The organism is uncultured Algimonas sp. (genome assembly GCF_947498175.1).
In the GTDB taxonomy this organism is placed as follows: domain Bacteria; phylum Pseudomonadota; class Alphaproteobacteria; order Caulobacterales; family Maricaulaceae; genus Litorimonas.
This window is the reverse complement of sequence record NZ_CANMJB010000003.1, coordinates 311,527-327,055: the sequence shown is the minus strand read 5'-3', so window position 1 is coordinate 327,055 and position 15,529 is coordinate 311,527. Positions and strand designations below refer to the sequence as shown.

Sequence of the window (15,529 nt, the reverse complement as noted above, 5' to 3'; positions counted from 1 at the left end):
TGAAAACGCCCGCGCCGCAGGCGCGGTGAGCGGCAGCGAAAGCCCGCTCTCATCCTGTCTTACATCCTGGCTGGCTGAAAGCGCCTCCGAACTCGAAACTTATAATCGGTATAAGTTTACCCCCCGGCCTTCCATCGGCTAAGAGGTCCCGACCGACCTCTGATCAAGGACATGCCATGACACCGACCCGCCTGCTTGCCGGATTCGCTTCCTCGCTCGCCCTGGCCCTTTCGGCCGCACCCGCCATCGCCGCACCGATGGAAATCGAGGACATCGCTCATATCCAGAATGCGGGGAACCTGACGGTCGCGCCCGACGGTGCGACGATCGCCTACACGGTTTCGAAATATCCGGACCTGCATGCCGGAGAAGAGGATGGCGGCTCCGTCAGCCAGCTTTACATCAAGCGCGCCGACCGGGCCCCGACCCTGTTCACGACTGCGAAAGGCAGTATTTCACGCCCGCATTTTAGCCCGGATGGCCGCACCGTCTATTTCGTCACCAAGCGCGGCGACGACGACCATAATGCGCTCTACGGCATTTCCCTGGTCGGCGGCGAGGCCGGCAAGGTGTTCGAGCACGAAACCGGAATCGGCGACTATACCGTGTCGCCGGATGGCGGCACGCTCTATTTCGTCGCGGGCGAAAAGGACGAAGACGACGAGACCTTGGCCGACAAGGGCTTCGACGCCTACGCCTATGAGGAAGACCAGGACATGAATGCGTTGTGGTCGGTGTCCTTACGCAGCGGCGTGGACGCGCAAGCGCGCAAGCTGTTCGACGCCAAGCACGTCACCGGGCTGGAACTGTCGGCCGACGGACGGACCCTCGTCGCTTCGGCCGTGCCGACGGCCCTGATCGACGATTTCTACATGAAGTCGCGCCTGCATGTGATCGACGCCCGCACGGGCGGCTTGCGCGCCGAAGTCGCGACGCCCGGCAAGCTCGGCGGCTTCAGGATTTCGCCGGATAGTCGGCGCATCGCCTTCCAGGCCGGGACGGATATCGGCGACACGTCGGACGGCGTGCTGATGGTCGCCGACATTGCGGACGGCCGCTTCACGCAGCTGACCAAGGACGCGTTGCAACATGTGATGGACGTGGAATGGCTCGACGACGACTCGATCCTCGCTGTGGCCCATCGCGGCGTGGAGAGCGCGCTCGTCGCCTACGACCTGTCGGGCGGTGAGGAACGGACGATCCCGACCTCCGAGACCCTCGTCGTGCGGAATGCCGAAGTGGGCCGCGACGGCCGGATCTTCTTCACCGCCGATAGCCCAGCCCATCCAACTGAAGTCTTCGCCAGTCGTGGCAATAGCGCGCAGAAGCTGACCAATCACAATGATTGGTTGGCCGGCAAGACACTGTTCCCGCAGACCACCTTCACCTATGATGCGCGCGACGGACGCGAGATCGAAGGCCTGCTGATCACGCCGACCGGCGCGAAACCGGCCGGGGGGTGGCCGCTGATCCTGACGGTCCATGGCGGGCCGGAAGCGCATTATTCCGACGGCTGGCTGACGGCCTACAGCTTGGCCGGGCAGTTCGGCGCGGGCGACGGCTACGCCGTCTTCTATCCCAACTATCGCGGCTCCACGGGCCGCGGCGTCGCTTTCGCCAAGGAACATCAAAACGATTATGCCGGCAAGGAGTTCGACGATCTGGTCGACGGCGTGCAGGCGCTGGTCGAGGCGGGCATCGTCGATGAGGACCGGGTCGGCATCACCGGCGGCTCCTATGGCGGCTACGCATCGATGTGGGGCGCGACCGCGCAGAGCGAACATTTCGCCGCCGCCGTGCCGTTCGTCGGCATTTCCAACCAGGTATCGAAGTTCGGCACCAGCGACATCCCCAACGAGATGCATCTCGTCCATTCGCTAAAATGGCCGTGGGAGGACAATTGGATGAACCTGCTGGAACGCTCGCCCATCTTCCATGCGGGCAAGTCCACCACCCCGACCCTGATCCTGCACGGCGAGCGCGACACGCGCGTCCATCCCAGCCAGTCGATGGAACTCTACCGCTCCATGAAGGTGCGAACCGACACGCCGGTGCGGCTCGTCTTCTATCCACGCGAAGGCCATGGCAACCGCAAGGCGGCGTCCCGCCTCGACTACGCCTACCGCCTGATGCGCTGGATGGACACCTATCTGGCGCCGAACGCCACCCGCGACGACCCGATGCCGGAGTTCGATCTGGGACTGGAAGAGAAGTTGGGCTGGGACAAGAATTAGGACCGCAATCGGCACCTGGGCCTGACGGCCCGGATCGAAAGCCCCGCATCAGCGATCAAAGCCTTCAAGCCAGCGCTTGTAGCGCCGCGTCTGCAGCGCCTGGTTCTTCTGCTGCACGAGGCTTGCCAGCACTGGATTGATCTTGCGTTTGGGCGCTTGGCCCCGGCTCATGCGGCGCAGATTGGCCTTGGCTAGCGCCATGTTGGCGAGGCTGCGCAGGGCGGCATTCTTCCAGCCCACGGTCTGGACCGGTCCGGCAATGTCCTCTCCAGCCTGCCAGCGCGCGGGCAGGTCTGGCGTGACGATCAGAGCCCGCGCCAGGCCGACCAGCTCGATGCCGTCCGTTCCCACAACGCGTTCGGCCGTGTCGCGCCGCGTGATGCCGCCCGTCACCATCAGGGGCATGGTCGCGGTCGCTGCGATGTCTTTGGCGAATTCCAGGAAGAAGGCTTCGCGTTCGACCGTGCTCTGCGAAATCCGCCCGTCCTGGCTGTCGCCCATCATGGCGGCGGACTCATAGGTGCCGCCGCTGATCTCCACGAAATCGACGGCCTCCGCTCCGAGCCAGTTCACGACCTGGACCGCGTCGCTCACGTCAAAGCCACCCGTCTGGAAGTCCGCGCTATTGAGTTTCACCGCGACGATGAAGTCCGTTCCGACCCGGTCGCGCACGGCCCGAACGATCTCCAGCAACAGGCGGGCACGGTTCTCCAGCGGCCCGCCCCACTCGTCTTCGCGCCGGTTGGTCAGCGGCGACAGGAATTGCGCCAGCAGGTAACCATGCGCGGCGTGGATCTCGACCCCGTCGAATCCGGCGGACCGGGCCGCCAGCGCCGTCTCGGCGAAGCGCCTTATGATGCCGCGGATTTCGTCACCGCTCAAAGCGCGCGCGGGGGCGAACAGTTTGGACAGGGTCTCGCTGCCCATGTCGAGGCGGGAGTCGGACGCGCTGACCGCTTCCACACCTTGCGCGGCGTAGAGTTGCCGCCCTGGATGGCTGATCTGCATGAGGAGCGTCGTGCCGTTGCGCTTGCCCGCCTGCGCCCAGCGTTCGAACCGCTCTCGCACATCCGGTTCGTCCAGCGTACCCTGGCGCAACACGACGGCGCCCGGGCCGGTCAGCGCGGTCTCGCTGACCATGACGTTGCCGGTGATCAGCATTCCGGCCCCGCCATCGGCCCACTCTGTGTAAAGATTGACCAACCGCTCGCCCGGCACCTGTCCGACACCGTCGGGCAGGTTATTATCGGCGAAAGGAGGCTGGTCCGCCATGTTCTCCTCCATCGCCGCCTTGGCGATCCGGTTGGACAGGACATGGCCGCAAGGCAGGGTCAGGGGCGCGAAGAGATCGGACATAAGTCGGTTCCTAACGTCCCCCAGTCTGAAGAAGAAGCCCTCCCTGCCAACAATAGGTTTGCTCGAAGGCTAGAAAGCGAGCGATAAAGCGGAGCGAAAAGGAGGCCGACATGACAGACCCTTCCAGATTCGGGCGCCCCATTTTGCTGACAGTGTTCGCGACCATCGCCATGGCGGCGTGTACATCGACACCCACGAACATGACCCGTCCCGTTTTGCCCCCGTTCGCGGTGGAGGCGGAGAACGCCGAGGCCCTATTGCGGGATTTTGCACAGGCTTGGCGCGGGTCACGGGAATTTCCCCTGGAAGAGGCCGTGACGCTCGGTCTCTGGATCGACGGCGAGGGGCATACGATCCGGCTATCCGATCAAGGCGGAAGCCACGCGCCCGGAGCGCCGGAGGATTTCGACTGGGGCTTCGAAACCGATGGGGAGACGCTGCGCCGCCTTCACCAAAGATCGCTAAACGCTCTGACCGCCATGGGACAGGCCCGGGCCGACGATCCGACACCTCTGACCCCGCGAACGCCGCCGGATTTCGCCGATGCGGACCGCGTCAGGAGTTTCTACATTCCGTTGACCCTGCATTTCTGGAACCGGGCGTGGCCGGAAACGATCCCGTTCGGCGACGGGGCGACGCGTGAAATACACGGCGCGAACACAAGCGTGCTGATCTACGATACGGGTCTGCGGTCGGCTTGGTACCAGTTGAAACCGGGCATGCATATCAACGCCGACCCCAAGGATCAGGTCAATGAATTCGACACGGCGATCATCGTGACGCGCGGCCGTTTCGGCGGGAAGTTAGACGGAGTGGCGCGCGACTTCCGTGAAGGGGAAACCGTGCTCGTCCCCAAAGGCATGACCCATGAGTTCTTTGCTACGGAAAACCAATATGGCGAGTTCCTCATCCTGATGTATGGCAATGGAGCGTAAAGCCTTGGCTCAGCCGATTTCAGCGCGTGCGCCGACATCCGGTAGCGTATCGGTCAGATTGGCTTTCGCCGTCTCGTAGAGGAATGTGACGAAGTTTGCGTCCGAGGCCCAGACCTGAGCCTGATCCAACGTGAATTTCAGCATCAGCATCTTGGGATCGTCTTGGCCGCTGGGATACCAGCTCGCTGCGATCGGGTTCCAGAACCGCTCGACCAGATCCGGACTGCGCTCCACGTCGAGCGCGCCGGTCGCGCTGACCTGGTAGTCCTTGTCCATGAAGACCAGGCGCACATGGTCGCCAGGGCGTTCCAGCACGGTGCGGCCCAGCTCGGATGTGTTGTCGGAATAGAAATAGACGACGGCGTCCTGCCCGTTCTCCGCATCCTCGATCATGGCGGAATCGACCTGCGGGCTCATCGGCTGGAGTTGCTGTGAGGCATCCGGGCTGCCCAGCATGACGCAGCGTGCGTTTTTGATCTGTTCAAGGAACTGCCTTTGCGGTTCTGTATTCAGCGTTTCGGTATCGGTCATGGGCGCTTTCCTTCCGGAGTCATGGAACTCGCAGGGGAAACTAGCCGGCTTGCTCAAATGTTCCCAGTCTTTCGCCATGCCTTCCACAGGCCGTAAAGACTGATCGCCAGCCAGACGATTTCGATCACGAAGCTGGCCAGATTGAAGGTGTGGAACAGCGACACCATGATCAGTACGGCCCCGATGCCGTTGACGGCCGAAAAGCGCCAGTCTTCGGACGCCAGCCGCTCCGTCTGCAGCGCCCAATAGGCGAACAGCACGCAGGCCACGCCAAGCAGGCCGATCAGGTCGGGGAGTGTCATGACTGGGATCATGATGGAGCGTGTAGAGTGTCGGTCCAGTTTTGTCAGGCCGGACTTTGTGGTAAGGAGGTGATGATGAAACGGCTTTGGCTCCTTCCTGCTCTGACAATCCTCATCGCGGCCGGTCCTGTCGAGAACGACTTCGACAGGATGGCTGGCGGCTTGGGGGACGGCACCGTCATCGCTTTCGTGGGCGAAGAGGTTTTTACCCGAAGCGCGCCTGAAACGCCCTCCGCGGCTGAGTTTGATCCCGTGACCGGAGAGGAATCGATCGTCATTAGCATGGATACGGAATGGGAATCCCGCTTTCGCATTCTGAACTTGGTGTCTGGCACCCATGATCGCGACACGATCGATTTCACCGCTTTCGATCATTACGGTACGCCGCGTTACAGCGACCAGAACGGTCCCGTTCTGCTTTTCGTTCACGATCTGGATAGCGGGCGCTATCACGACAAGTACAATTTCAAACCCGTCGGCAGAACCGCCTCGGGCGGATGGGCGATCTGCGGCTCTCCCTATGCGGATGACGCAGAGAAAGAATATTTTCCCTACAATGTCGAGGGAACGGAGGCGCCGCCCCGGGCCATGCCCGTCACGTTCGACCCCCCTTTCGTGGTCGATGTCGATGAAAGACTGACGGCGCTTCCGATCGACGCGGACGAAACGATGAGCGTGAGCGAGCGGAAAGAGCTGCAGGCCGAGATCGACCTGGACAATGCCGAAATCGAAGCCTCCTTTCAGCCCCCCGTCTATGAACGCGATGGCAGACAGGCCCGCTGTGTGCAGGGCATTCCAGTCGATGTCGCCGTCCAGCACGAACTCGGAACGACATTTCGCTATTATGAGGTGGAGCGGCATTGCAAGGCTCAACTCGCCCACGCCAAGCCCGACGGTCACAGAGGGACGGGCGTTGAAAGCCTCGAAGAGCATAAGGCTCGCCGGAAACCCTATGAAGAGGCGCTGAAGACCTGTTTCGAGCGTCTTTATCCGTCCGGTTGGCCCTTCACGGATTGACGCTCAGTCCGGCGTTCCGACGACCCGCATCGTCAGATTGATCCGCCCGCCTTTGGGCACCAGCGCGCTCTGGCCATAATAGACCTTCGTCACGGCATGGTGGCAGCGCCGCGCCTTGCCCGCCAGCACAACGACGTCCCCAGACATCAGCTTGATCCCGCTCGTCTGGCCGCCCCGCTCTGGCCCACCGATCCGGTAGAGCGCCGGATCGCCGAGACTGACCGACACGACCGGCGCGTTCAGATCCCGTTCGTCATTATCGACATGATAGCCCATCCTCGCGCCTTTGCCGTCCTGTGCCTCCGCCCGGTACCAATTGATCAGACAGGCTTCGGGCCGGTCCGGCCAGTCGGTCACCTGGTCCCAGAGGTCCAGCAGGATCGGCGGCATATCCGGCCAAGGCGCGCCCGTCACCGGATGGCGGTCCTGATAACGGTACCCGCCCACCCGGTCCGTCACCCAGCCCAATGGTCCGAAATTGCTCATCACGACGGAGAGCGGCGCGCCGGTGCGCGGCATTGTGGGCTGAAAGAAGGGCGCTCGGGCGAGCCCTTCAGAGACGGCCTCGATCAGCGTCGCCTGTTCGGGCGGGCTGAAATAGAGCGGTGCGTGGAGAAATCCGGGAGGGAAAGACATATCTATGAACTTTATCCTCTTATGCGATATTTCTCGTACAAATGCATAATTTCCCTACATTCGAGACCATGGGCGCCATTCGCAATCCCTTCGTTCCCGGAGCCGGCGCGCCCCGCCCGAACTTGTCGGTCGCGATACCATCCTGCGCGATATCGACGTATCTTTGCGCTAGGTCGGCCAAGCCGGAGCCATATGTTGCTGGGTCTGCGCGGCACAGGCAAGACGGTTCTTCTCAATCACATCGCCGAAAGCGCGGAAGCGCTCACGATTGGAGCGCCTGGACCGCCATGATCGAAGCGCCGGAAGGCGGCGACCTGCCAAAGCTGACCTACCCGCTCCTGCGCGGCGTTCTACGCAAACTTTCGGCGGTCGATGCCGCCAAGGCGGGGGCGCACGACGCGATGAAGGCCCTGCGGAGTTTCGCCTCGGCCTTTCGGCTGGAATATGGCGGCGCGAGCCTGACGGTCGATCCGGAACCCGGCGTAGCCGATAGCGGCGATCTGACCATGGATCTGACGGATCTCTTCGTCAGGGTCGGTCAGGCCGCGCGCGATGCGGGCGGCGTCTTCCTCCTGCTGATCGACGAAGTTCAATATCTGAACGGCGACGAGCTCGGGGCGCTGATCACGGCGCTGCACAAATGCGCCCAGAAGACCCTGCCGGTCGTCTTTATCGGGGCCGGACTGCCGCAGGTCGCAAGCTTGGCCGGAAACGCGAAATCCAACGCCGAACGCCTGTTCCAATAACACACGATCAGACCGCTGGACGCGGATGAAGCCCGCCGCGCGGTCGAGGATCCCGTCCGGGACGAAGGCGAGGATATCGAGGAGGCCGCCCTGTCCGAAATCGTCGCCGACACGAATGGTTATCCCTACTTCCTGCAGGAATGGGCCTATCATGCCTGGAATATCGCGCCGGAGTCTCCGATCACGCATGACCATGCCGAGGCTGCCCGCCAAGCTGTCGTGGCGCGCCTGCCCGGCCCCGGCCCTTTCGGTCGGGCGATATTGCCGAACAGCTGGGCGAGTCGACACAGCGTCTCGGCCCGCGTCACTCCACCATTATCCGCAAGGGTATGATCTACAGCCCCGACCATGGCGACACGGCGTTCACCTTCCGGACTTCGCCGACTATCTGCGCCGCACCGGCTACGAGGACGCGGAGTAGATTTTCTCCCACCCCACCCCTTGAGACTCCAATTCTGTGTCCCATATCGGCCTAGAACGCTTCCGGCGGGCCTCTTTGGGGACGTGCGGAAACTCGCAATATATTGATTTCATTGGATGCTGCGAAGCGCAGGTCCGACAAGAGGAGAAACCCATGTCCAAAGTCATCGGCATCGATCTCGGCACCACCAATTCGTGCGTCGCCGTCATGGACGGCGACAAGCCGCGCGTCATCGAAAACTCCGAAGGTGCGCGCACGACCCCGTCCGTCGTTGCCTTCACCGAGGACGGCGAGCGGTTGATCGGCCAGACCGCGCGCCGCCAGGCCGTCACTAACCCCGAGAACACCTATTATGCCGTCAAGCGCCTGATCGGCCGCCCCTTCACGGACAAGGCCGTCAAGAAGGACGCCAAACTGGTTCCCTACAAGATCGTCAAGGGACCGAGCGGCGACGCTTACGTCCAAGGCCGCGACAAGGAATACAGCCCGGCGGAAGTCTCCGCCATGATTCTGACCAAGATGAAGGAAACGGCCGAGGACTATCTCGGCACGCCCGTGACGCAGGCCGTCATCACGGTCCCTGCCTACTTCAACGACGCCCAGCGCCAGGCGACCAAGGATGCGGGCAAGATCGCCGGTCTCGAAGTGCTGCGCATCATCAACGAGCCGACGGCGGCCGCGCTGGCCTACGGTCTGGCCAAGGATGAGGGCAAGACGATCGCGGTCTACGATCTGGGCGGCGGCACGTTCGACGTGTCCATTCTGGAGATCGGCGACGGCGTGTTCGAGGTGAAAGCCACCAACGGCGACACCTTCTTGGGCGGCGAGGACTTCGACATGCGCATCGTCGAATATTTCGCCGACGAATTCAAGAAAGAGCAAGGCATCGACTTGAAGGCCGACAAGCTGGCGCTTCAGCGCCTTCGCGAGGAGGCCGAGAAGGCCAAGAAGGAGTTGTCCACGGCGTCGACCTACGAGGTCAACCTGCCCTTCATCACGGCGGACGCGACCGGTCCGAAACACCTGAACATGAAGCTGACGCGCGCCAAGCTGGAAAGCCTGGTTGCGGACCTGATCAAGCGCACGATCGAGCCGATCAAGAAGGCATTGGCCGACGCTGGTCTGAAGGCGTCCGACGTCGATGATGTCGTGCTGGTCGGTGGCATGACCCGCATGCCCGCCGTGCAGAAGGCCGTGACCGACTATTTCGGCAAGGAGCCGCACAAAGGCGTGAACCCGGACGAAGTCGTCGCCATGGGCGCCGCCATCCAGGCCGGCGTTCTACAAGGCGACGTCAAGGACGTGCTGCTGCTCGACGTGACGCCTCTATCCCTCGGCATTGAGACCGAAGGCGGGGTCTTCACCCGCATGATCGACCGCAACACGACCATCCCGACCAAGAAGTCCCAGGTCTTCTCCACCGCCGCCGACAACCAGTCGGCCGTGACGATCAAGGTCGCGCAAGGCGAGCGCGAGATGGCCAACGACAACAAGCTGCTAGGCCAGTTCGATCTGGTCGGCATTCCGCCCGCCCCCAGAGGCATGCCGCAGATCGAGGTCACCTTCGACATCGATGCCAACGGCATCGTCAACGTCTCGGCCAAGGATAGCGCGACCGGCAAGGAGCAGCAGATCCGCATCCAGGCGTCGGGCGGTTTGAACGACGACGATATCGAGGCGATGATCAAGGACGCCGAGGCCAATGCCGAGGACGACAAGAAGCGCCGCGACATGGCCGAGGCCCGCAACCAGGCCGAAGCCATCGTCCACAAGGCCGAGTCCGATCTGGCGGAACATGGCGAGAAGATCGATGCGGAGACCAAGGAATCCATCGAAACGGCCTTGGCCGAGGTCAAGGAAACGGTCGCCGACGAGAACGCCGATGCGGCCGGGATCACCGACAAGGTGCAGGTCCTGACCGCCGCCTTGATGAAGATGGGCGAAGCGATCTACGCCAATGCGGCCGCCGACGAGGAACAGGCCGCCAAGGACGCGACCAAGCCCGGCGACGATGTCCCGGAAGACGACGATATCGTCGATGCCGAGTTCGAAGACGTCGACGACGAAAACGCGGCCTAAGGCGCCGACGCGAACAGGCCTCGCCGGGAACGGCGAGGCCTTTTGCATGACGGCGCACGATAGTGACGACGCGCCGGCTGCATGATGGGGACCACCACACACGATCAGCCGTTCGGGCATTCGGCCTTGCCGCCGACCCGCGAACGCATCCGCCTGCGCGCGGGCGCTTGCGCGGATACGCGGCTGGGCCGCTGGTTGATTAGCGCCCGGCGCAAACGCGCCATCCGCGGCCTGTCTGAGCCGTTCGACGTGGTCGTCGCCCCCAACGTGAAGGCCCGCCTCTATCCGTCCGGCAATCGCTGCGAGAAACGCGCTTTGGCAGGCGTCCAGATCTGGGACGCGGCGGAGCGGGGCGCCTTGCGGGAGGCCATCGGCACCGGCGCGGACCCGTTCGTCTTTCTCGATATCGGGGCCAATGCCGGGCTCTATTCGTTGTTCGTCAACGCCTATGCGCGCGCCGCATCCCGAGCCGTCCGTCTGATCGCCGTGGAACCGAGCGCCACTATGGCGGGGCGGCTGGCCTTCAATGCAAAGGCATCCCGAGCCGAAATCGAACTCGTTCGTTCCGCCGTTTCGGACGCGCCCGGACAGGCGCATCTGTCGGACGGCGGCGGCAATCGCGGCGAAGCGCAATTGGGCGGAACGGGTGAAATCGTGCTGGTCGAGACCCTTTACGGTCTATGCGACCGGTTGGGCGTCACGCGCATCGACGCCATGAAGGTCGATATCGAAGGCCATGACAAACGCGCCCTGCGCGCCTTCTTTCGCGACGCGCCCGAGACTTTGCACCCGCGCTTGCTGATCCTGGAACTGTCTGCGGAAAGTCGCTCGCCCCTCGTTGAACTGGCGTGCGCGCAAAACTACCTTCTGTCGGACGACACGGCGATGAATGCCGTCTTCAAGAAAAAGATCGATCATGTCCAAACGTGACTATTACGACGTGCTCGGCGTCTCCCGCGACGCCGATGCCAAAACGTTGAAATCCGCCTTCCGCAAGAAGGCGATGGAATGCCACCCCGACCGCCATCCGGACGATGCGGAGGCAGAAGGCCGTTTCAAGGAACTCAACGAAGCCTACGGCATCCTCTCGGACGACCAGAAGCGCGCCGCCTACGACCGGATGGGCCATGCCGCCTTCCAGGGCGGCGGCCCGTTCGGAGGCGGCGGCAGCGGCGGCTTCCAGGACTTCGGCGACATTTTCAGCCAGATCTTCGGCCAAGCCGGTGCCGGTGGCGGCGCGGGCGGGTTCGCCGACATGTTCGGCGGCAGGGCGGGCGGCCGCGCCCAGACGGTCAGCCGCGGCAACGACCTTCGCTACGAGATGGAGATCACGCTGGAAGAGGCGTTCCGCGGCAAGGATGTCGATATCGAAGTGCCGATCGCGGAAGATTGCGAACGCTGCGACGGTGAAGGCGCCGAACCGGGCGCCTCGGTCGAAACCTGCGGCACATGCGGCGGTGCGGGCCGCGTCCGCACGCAGCAGGGTTTCTTCACCATGGAACGACCGTGCCCGACCTGCGGCGGTCAGGGCGAATATGTCAGCGATCCGTGCCGCGAATGCGACGGCCAAGGCCTGGTGCGCCAGCCGACCGAACTGGACGTCTCCATCCCGGCCGGGGTCGAGGACGGCACCCGCATCCGCCTCTCCGGACAGGGCGACCAGGCCTCCAAACGCGGCGCGACCAACCGCCAGCGCGGGGACCTCTACCTGTTCGTCTCGGTCAAACCGCACGCGATCTTCGAACGCGAAGGCGCGAACCTGTTCCTGCACGCCCCCGTTCCGATGACGGTCGCTGCGCTGGGCGGGGAGATCGAGATCCCGACCATCGATGGCGGCCGTTCCAAGATCAAGGTGGAGGCCGGTAGCCAGTCCGGCCGCCGCCTGCGCCTGCGCGGCAAGGGTATGAGCGTGCTGCGCTCCAATGCGCGCGGCGACATGTATGTGGAACTGGCCGTGGAAACCCCGTCGCGTCTGAGTGCGCGCCAGCGCGAACTGCTCGAGCAATTCGCCCGCGAAGGCGGCGATGCAGTCAGCCCCGAGAGCACGGGCTTTCTCGACAAGGCCAAGCGTTTCTGGGAAGAACTGGTCGATCAGTGAAGCGCGCCTGGCCGCTCGCCCCGGCGGCATTGCGAAACAGGGCCGGTTACACGGCTTGCGCCTTTGTCGGGGCGATCCTGATGGCTGTCTCCGGCCGGTATATCGCACTATTGGCGACAGGGGGGTGGCACATGCCGTCCACCTCGTTCATCCCGGCCTTGGCACTGTCGGCCGGGTTGTTCGCCTTTCTGTCATGGCCGCGCAATGGCCGCACACAGGAGCGCATGATGTGGCGCGGCGTCGTTGTCGTCGGCCTGGCCGGCGTTACGGCGGCGGCGAGCCACACCGTTCCGCGCGCGATCAGCCTGGTTCGAAGCCTGCCGCACGGGCCGTCGCCTTGGCCGGAGAGTAGCGCGTCGGACATCGTGCTGGCGGCGATGGGAAATACGGCGATGCTGGTTCTGCTCGCCTCGTTCTGGAGCTTCTTCCTGCCTTACATCGTCGCCGGAGCGGTTTCGGCGTGTTTCCGCGATCCACCCGATCTTCGGATAGAAAGCGCAGAGAATTGACGGCAGGACATGGCCAGGGAATGATGGGCGGATGACCGACGTAAAGCCTGATTATTCCGGCCTGAAGGCCATCTTCTTCAATTGCTCGCTTAAGCCCGACAATTCGGACAGCCACACGCAGACGCTGATGAATGCCTCCATCGCCCTGATGGAAGGCGCAAGCGTGGCGGTCGAGACGGTCCATGTGCGCGATCATGAGCTTGCTTTCGGCGTGCAGCCCGACATGACGGATCAGGGTGCCGCGCGTGACGATTGGCCGGACGTGTGGGACAAGGTGCGGACGGCCGACATCCTCGTCATCGGCACGCCGATCTGGCTGGGCGAGCCGTCATCGGTCTGCCGCCTGCTGATCGAACGGCTCTATGCCATGTCGGGCCAGCTGAACGACAAGGGTCAATCGATCTATTACGGCAAGGTCGGCGGCGTGGTCGCGACGGGAAACGAGGACGGGGTGAAGCAATGCGCCACCTCGATTCTCTACGCCCTGTCACATCTGGGCTGCACGATCCCGCCGCAGGCCGATTGCGGCTGGATCGGTCCGATCGGGCCGGGGCCGAGCTATGGCGACAAACGCGACGACGGATCGATCGTTGGGGCGGATAACATGTTCACGCAGAAGAACACGACCATCATGTCATGGAACCTGATGCATTTGGCCGCGATGTTGAAAGACGGGATACCGAGCTATGGCAATGACCGCGACGCATGGAAGGACGGCAACCGCTTTGGCTTCGAAAACCCGGAATATCGCTAGTCCTGGGTAATCTCGACATCCGCCCCGACCCGCCGGAACGTCGCCGCGCCGGCCGTGATGGAGCGCCAGAGATGGTCGGCTTCGTCCTCTTCGACGATGTCGCGCGTATGGTGCCACAGCGTGCGGATGAAATCGCCGTCCTCGTCCTCGGAGAGCTGGCCCGACCAGCTGGTTATCGAATCGTAGCCGGTGAAGCTGACGGTGAATGCGATCACGTCGCCCTGCACCCAGCCGATCAGGGTGAAGGGCGCGTCCGCGTCGGGCTTGCCGAGCTCGGTTCGGTAATGGCCGGACACCGTCCCGCCTTCGGAGACGTTCAGCTCCACCGCAGACCCGGCTTCGTTGACCCAAAGACCGTTAAGATCGTGGGCGTGAGCCAGATCCGGGGCGGAGACGGCGAGCAGGGATGCGCCCAGAACGAATCTACGCATGGATGACTCCCAGGACGAGATAGATCGCGACCGTCAGCCCGCCTGCGATGAGCGCATAGGGAAGCTGCGTGCGGATATGGTCGATATGGTCCGAGCCCGTCGCCATTGAGGCGATGATAGAGGTGTCGGAGGTCGGGCTGCAATGATCGCCGAACACGCCGCCGCCGATGGCCGCCGCGATGGCCAGCGACGGATCGAGGCCGTAGCTGGCGGCCAGCGGCACGGCGATCGGGATCATGATGGCGAACGTGCCCCAGCTGGTGCCGGTCGAAAAGGCCACGAAACAGCTGATGAGGAAGACCAGGGCGGGCATCAGGGCGGGACTGAGGAACTGGCTGGTCACGTCTGCCGTGAACATGCCCGTGCCGAGATCGCGGCACAGGCTGCCCAGCGCGAATGCCAGCAGCATCAGGATGGCGAGCGGCAACATTCCGCCCATGCCCTTGAGTGCTGTGTCGGCGCTCTCCCGCACGCCCAGAATGCCCTGGATCTTGTAGAGAAGGATGGCGAACGCCACGGCGAGAGACGTCGCATATAGCACGGCGGACGACCCCGAGCCATCCTGCATCCGGGACAACCAGTCTTCGCCCTCGCCCGTCATGATCAGGAAGGCGGGCACCAACACGACCATGCTCAGGATGGGGACGATCATATTCAACGCTCGCGGCGTCGCGCGGGCAATGGGTGGAATGTCGGCAGCCTCATCGGCGATCATCGGCACGGCGCCGTCCCGCAGCGGCGTGCCGCGCGCTTCGGCTATGCGCATCTCGCCCACGTCGCGGCGGGTCAGGATGACGATCAGCAGAATGACGATGATCAGCATCGGATAGACGTTGAGCAGGGCGGCCTCGATCAGCTGGCCGAAAGGCCGGTCCAGCCCCTGCGCCGCGATCAGTCCCATCAGATAGGCGCCCCATGCATTGAACGGGATCAGCACGCAGGACGGCGCGCTGCCCGTATCCGCGATCAGGGCGAGCTTCTCGCGCGGCATGTTCAACCGGTCGGCGACCGGCCGGAACAATGTCCCGACTGTCAGGATGGATATGTTGCTTTCGATGAACAGCAGAAGCCCCGTGCCCAGCGCCAGCAATTCGACGATGACGCGCTGGTCCTTCGCTTCCGCTGTCTCGGTGCGCCGGTCGAGCCAGGCCAGCAGCCGCGCAATGAAACCCGCTACCCCGCCCGACCGCTGGATCAGGGCGATCAGCGCGCCGACGACCAGGGTGAACAAGATGATGCGCGTATTGCCAGCATCGGCGAACACGGCCACGGCGGCATCGATCGTGTCGAACGTCGCCGCGACCGGATCGCCGCCCGCCAGGATGAGGTAGCCCGCCGCGATGCCGAGCCCAAGCGACAGATAGACCTGCCGCGACCACAGCGCGAGACCGATGGCGAGAACGGGCGGCAGCAGCGACCACCACCCGGCTGTCTGTGATACATCCATAAGCGCACGCCTTGCCCGTCCGTCTGCGTCTTT

Annotated in this window: 15 protein-coding genes; 9 read left to right on the top strand and 6 right to left on the bottom strand. The window is 63.6% G+C overall.

All coding sequences use genetic code 11. The features are described from left to right. The first annotated feature begins 176 nt into the window (after positions 1–176). On the top strand, positions 177–2,234 hold the full coding sequence (locus Q0718_RS06390; protein WP_298915157.1) for a S9 family peptidase: 2,058 nt from the start codon (positions 177–179) through the stop codon (positions 2,232–2,234). Positions 2,235–2,282: 48 nt separating this feature from the next. On the opposite strand, the gene Q0718_RS06385 is transcribed toward Q0718_RS06390, so the two are convergent. Next, entirely contained in the window at positions 2,283–3,590 is a 1,308-nt protein-coding gene (locus Q0718_RS06385) for an NADH:flavin oxidoreductase/NADH oxidase family protein (RefSeq protein ID WP_298915154.1), read from the bottom strand. Between the two features lie 110 nt (positions 3,591–3,700). Here Q0718_RS06385 and Q0718_RS06380 point away from each other — a divergent pair, with 110 nt between their 5' ends. Next, positions 3,701–4,525 (top strand): hypothetical protein, encoded by an 825-nt coding sequence (locus Q0718_RS06380; RefSeq protein ID WP_298915152.1) that lies wholly within the window; start codon positions 3,701–3,703, stop codon positions 4,523–4,525. A gap of 9 nt (positions 4,526–4,534) precedes the next feature. Here the strand turns inward: Q0718_RS06380 and Q0718_RS06375 are convergent, their stop codons facing one another. Continuing rightward, a complete protein-coding gene (locus Q0718_RS06375) occupies positions 4,535–5,056 on the bottom strand; it encodes a pyridoxamine 5'-phosphate oxidase family protein (protein WP_298915149.1) in 522 nt (173 codons plus the stop codon). A 53-nt stretch (positions 5,057–5,109) separates the two neighbouring features. Continuing rightward, entirely contained in the window at positions 5,110–5,358 is a 249-nt protein-coding gene (locus tag Q0718_RS06370) for a hypothetical protein (RefSeq protein WP_298915146.1), read from the bottom strand. A gap of 75 nt (positions 5,359–5,433) precedes the next feature. On the opposite strand from Q0718_RS06370, the gene Q0718_RS06365 reads away from it, so the two are divergent. Continuing rightward, complete coding sequence (locus Q0718_RS06365) at positions 5,434–6,375, top strand: hypothetical protein (protein ID WP_298915144.1); 942 nt, start codon at positions 5,434–5,436, stop codon at positions 6,373–6,375. A gap of 3 nt (positions 6,376–6,378) precedes the next feature. Here Q0718_RS06365 and Q0718_RS06360 read toward each other — a convergent pair whose 3' ends face one another. Beyond that, the gene (locus Q0718_RS06360) at positions 6,379–7,011 is read right to left on the bottom strand and encodes an alpha-ketoglutarate-dependent dioxygenase AlkB (RefSeq protein ID WP_298915141.1); all 633 of its coding nucleotides are present in this window, start codon (positions 7,009–7,011) and stop codon (positions 6,379–6,381) included. Between the two features lie 287 nt (positions 7,012–7,298). On the opposite strand from Q0718_RS06360, the gene Q0718_RS06355 reads away from it, so the two are divergent. From Q0718_RS06355 to Q0718_RS06330, 6 genes are all read left to right on the top strand, one after another. Beyond that, positions 7,299–7,757 (top strand): hypothetical protein, encoded by a 459-nt coding sequence (locus Q0718_RS06355; protein WP_298915137.1) that lies wholly within the window; start codon positions 7,299–7,301, stop codon positions 7,755–7,757. A 574-nt stretch (positions 7,758–8,331) separates the two neighbouring features. Further along, positions 8,332–10,257 (top strand): molecular chaperone DnaK, encoded by a 1,926-nt coding sequence (gene dnaK / locus Q0718_RS06350; protein WP_298915135.1) that lies wholly within the window; start codon positions 8,332–8,334, stop codon positions 10,255–10,257. An 84-nt stretch (positions 10,258–10,341) separates the two neighbouring features. Next, entirely contained in the window at positions 10,342–11,187 is an 846-nt protein-coding gene (locus Q0718_RS06345) for an FkbM family methyltransferase (RefSeq protein WP_298915132.1), read from the top strand. Continuing rightward, a complete protein-coding gene (gene dnaJ / locus Q0718_RS06340; protein ID WP_298915130.1) occupies positions 11,174–12,355 on the top strand; it encodes a molecular chaperone DnaJ in 1,182 nt (393 codons plus the stop codon). The genes Q0718_RS06345 and dnaJ overlap by 14 nt, the downstream gene beginning before the upstream one ends. Then, positions 12,352–12,864 (top strand): hypothetical protein, encoded by a 513-nt coding sequence (locus Q0718_RS06335; RefSeq protein ID WP_298915129.1) that lies wholly within the window; start codon positions 12,352–12,354, stop codon positions 12,862–12,864. The genes dnaJ and Q0718_RS06335 overlap by 4 nt, the downstream gene beginning before the upstream one ends. A gap of 31 nt (positions 12,865–12,895) precedes the next feature. Next, positions 12,896–13,618, top strand: a complete 723-nt coding sequence (locus Q0718_RS06330) for a flavodoxin family protein (RefSeq protein WP_298915127.1) — start codon at positions 12,896–12,898, stop codon at positions 13,616–13,618. Here Q0718_RS06330 and Q0718_RS06325 read toward each other — a convergent pair. Further along, positions 13,615–14,049: an avidin/streptavidin family protein gene (locus Q0718_RS06325; protein WP_298915125.1), complete on the bottom strand. Its 435-nt coding sequence runs from the start codon at positions 14,047–14,049 to the stop codon at positions 13,615–13,617. The two genes, Q0718_RS06330 and Q0718_RS06325, sit on opposite strands and share 4 nt — an antisense overlap. Then, positions 14,042–15,496, bottom strand: coding sequence for a Na+/H+ antiporter NhaC family protein (locus Q0718_RS06320; protein WP_298915123.1), 1,455 nt, complete (start codon positions 15,494–15,496; stop codon positions 14,042–14,044). Before Q0718_RS06320 ends, Q0718_RS06325 begins: the two co-directional genes overlap by 8 nt. Positions 15,497–15,529: the final 33 nt, after the last annotated feature.

Excerpts from the sequence above, each read along its gene's own strand:
- Q0718_RS06390 (WP_298915157.1), top strand. The coding sequence starts at position 177 with ATGACACCGACCCGCCTGCTTGCCGGATTCGCTTCCTCGCTCGCCCTG.
- Q0718_RS06385 (WP_298915154.1), bottom strand. The coding sequence starts at position 3,590 with ATGTCCGATCTCTTCGCGCCCCTGACCCTGCCTTGCGGCCATGTCCTG.
- Q0718_RS06380 (WP_298915152.1), top strand. The coding sequence starts at position 3,701 with ATGACAGACCCTTCCAGATTCGGGCGCCCCATTTTGCTGACAGTGTTC.
- Q0718_RS06375 (WP_298915149.1), bottom strand. The coding sequence starts at position 5,056 with ATGACCGATACCGAAACGCTGAATACAGAACCGCAAAGGCAGTTCCTT.
- Q0718_RS06370 (WP_298915146.1), bottom strand. The coding sequence starts at position 5,358 with ATGACACTCCCCGACCTGATCGGCCTGCTTGGCGTGGCCTGCGTGCTG.
- Q0718_RS06365 (WP_298915144.1), top strand. The coding sequence starts at position 5,434 with ATGAAACGGCTTTGGCTCCTTCCTGCTCTGACAATCCTCATCGCGGCC.
- Q0718_RS06360 (WP_298915141.1), bottom strand. The coding sequence starts at position 7,011 with ATGTCTTTCCCTCCCGGATTTCTCCACGCACCGCTCTATTTCAGCCCG.
- Q0718_RS06355 (WP_298915137.1), top strand. The coding sequence starts at position 7,299 with ATGATCGAAGCGCCGGAAGGCGGCGACCTGCCAAAGCTGACCTACCCG.
- dnaK (WP_298915135.1), top strand. The coding sequence starts at position 8,332 with ATGTCCAAAGTCATCGGCATCGATCTCGGCACCACCAATTCGTGCGTC.
- Q0718_RS06345 (WP_298915132.1), top strand. The coding sequence starts at position 10,342 with ATGGGGACCACCACACACGATCAGCCGTTCGGGCATTCGGCCTTGCCG.
- dnaJ (WP_298915130.1), top strand. The coding sequence starts at position 11,174 with ATGTCCAAACGTGACTATTACGACGTGCTCGGCGTCTCCCGCGACGCC.
- Q0718_RS06330 (WP_298915127.1), top strand. The coding sequence starts at position 12,896 with ATGACCGACGTAAAGCCTGATTATTCCGGCCTGAAGGCCATCTTCTTC.
- Q0718_RS06325 (WP_298915125.1), bottom strand. The coding sequence starts at position 14,049 with ATGCGTAGATTCGTTCTGGGCGCATCCCTGCTCGCCGTCTCCGCCCCG.
- Q0718_RS06320 (WP_298915123.1), bottom strand. The coding sequence starts at position 15,496 with ATGGATGTATCACAGACAGCCGGGTGGTGGTCGCTGCTGCCGCCCGTT.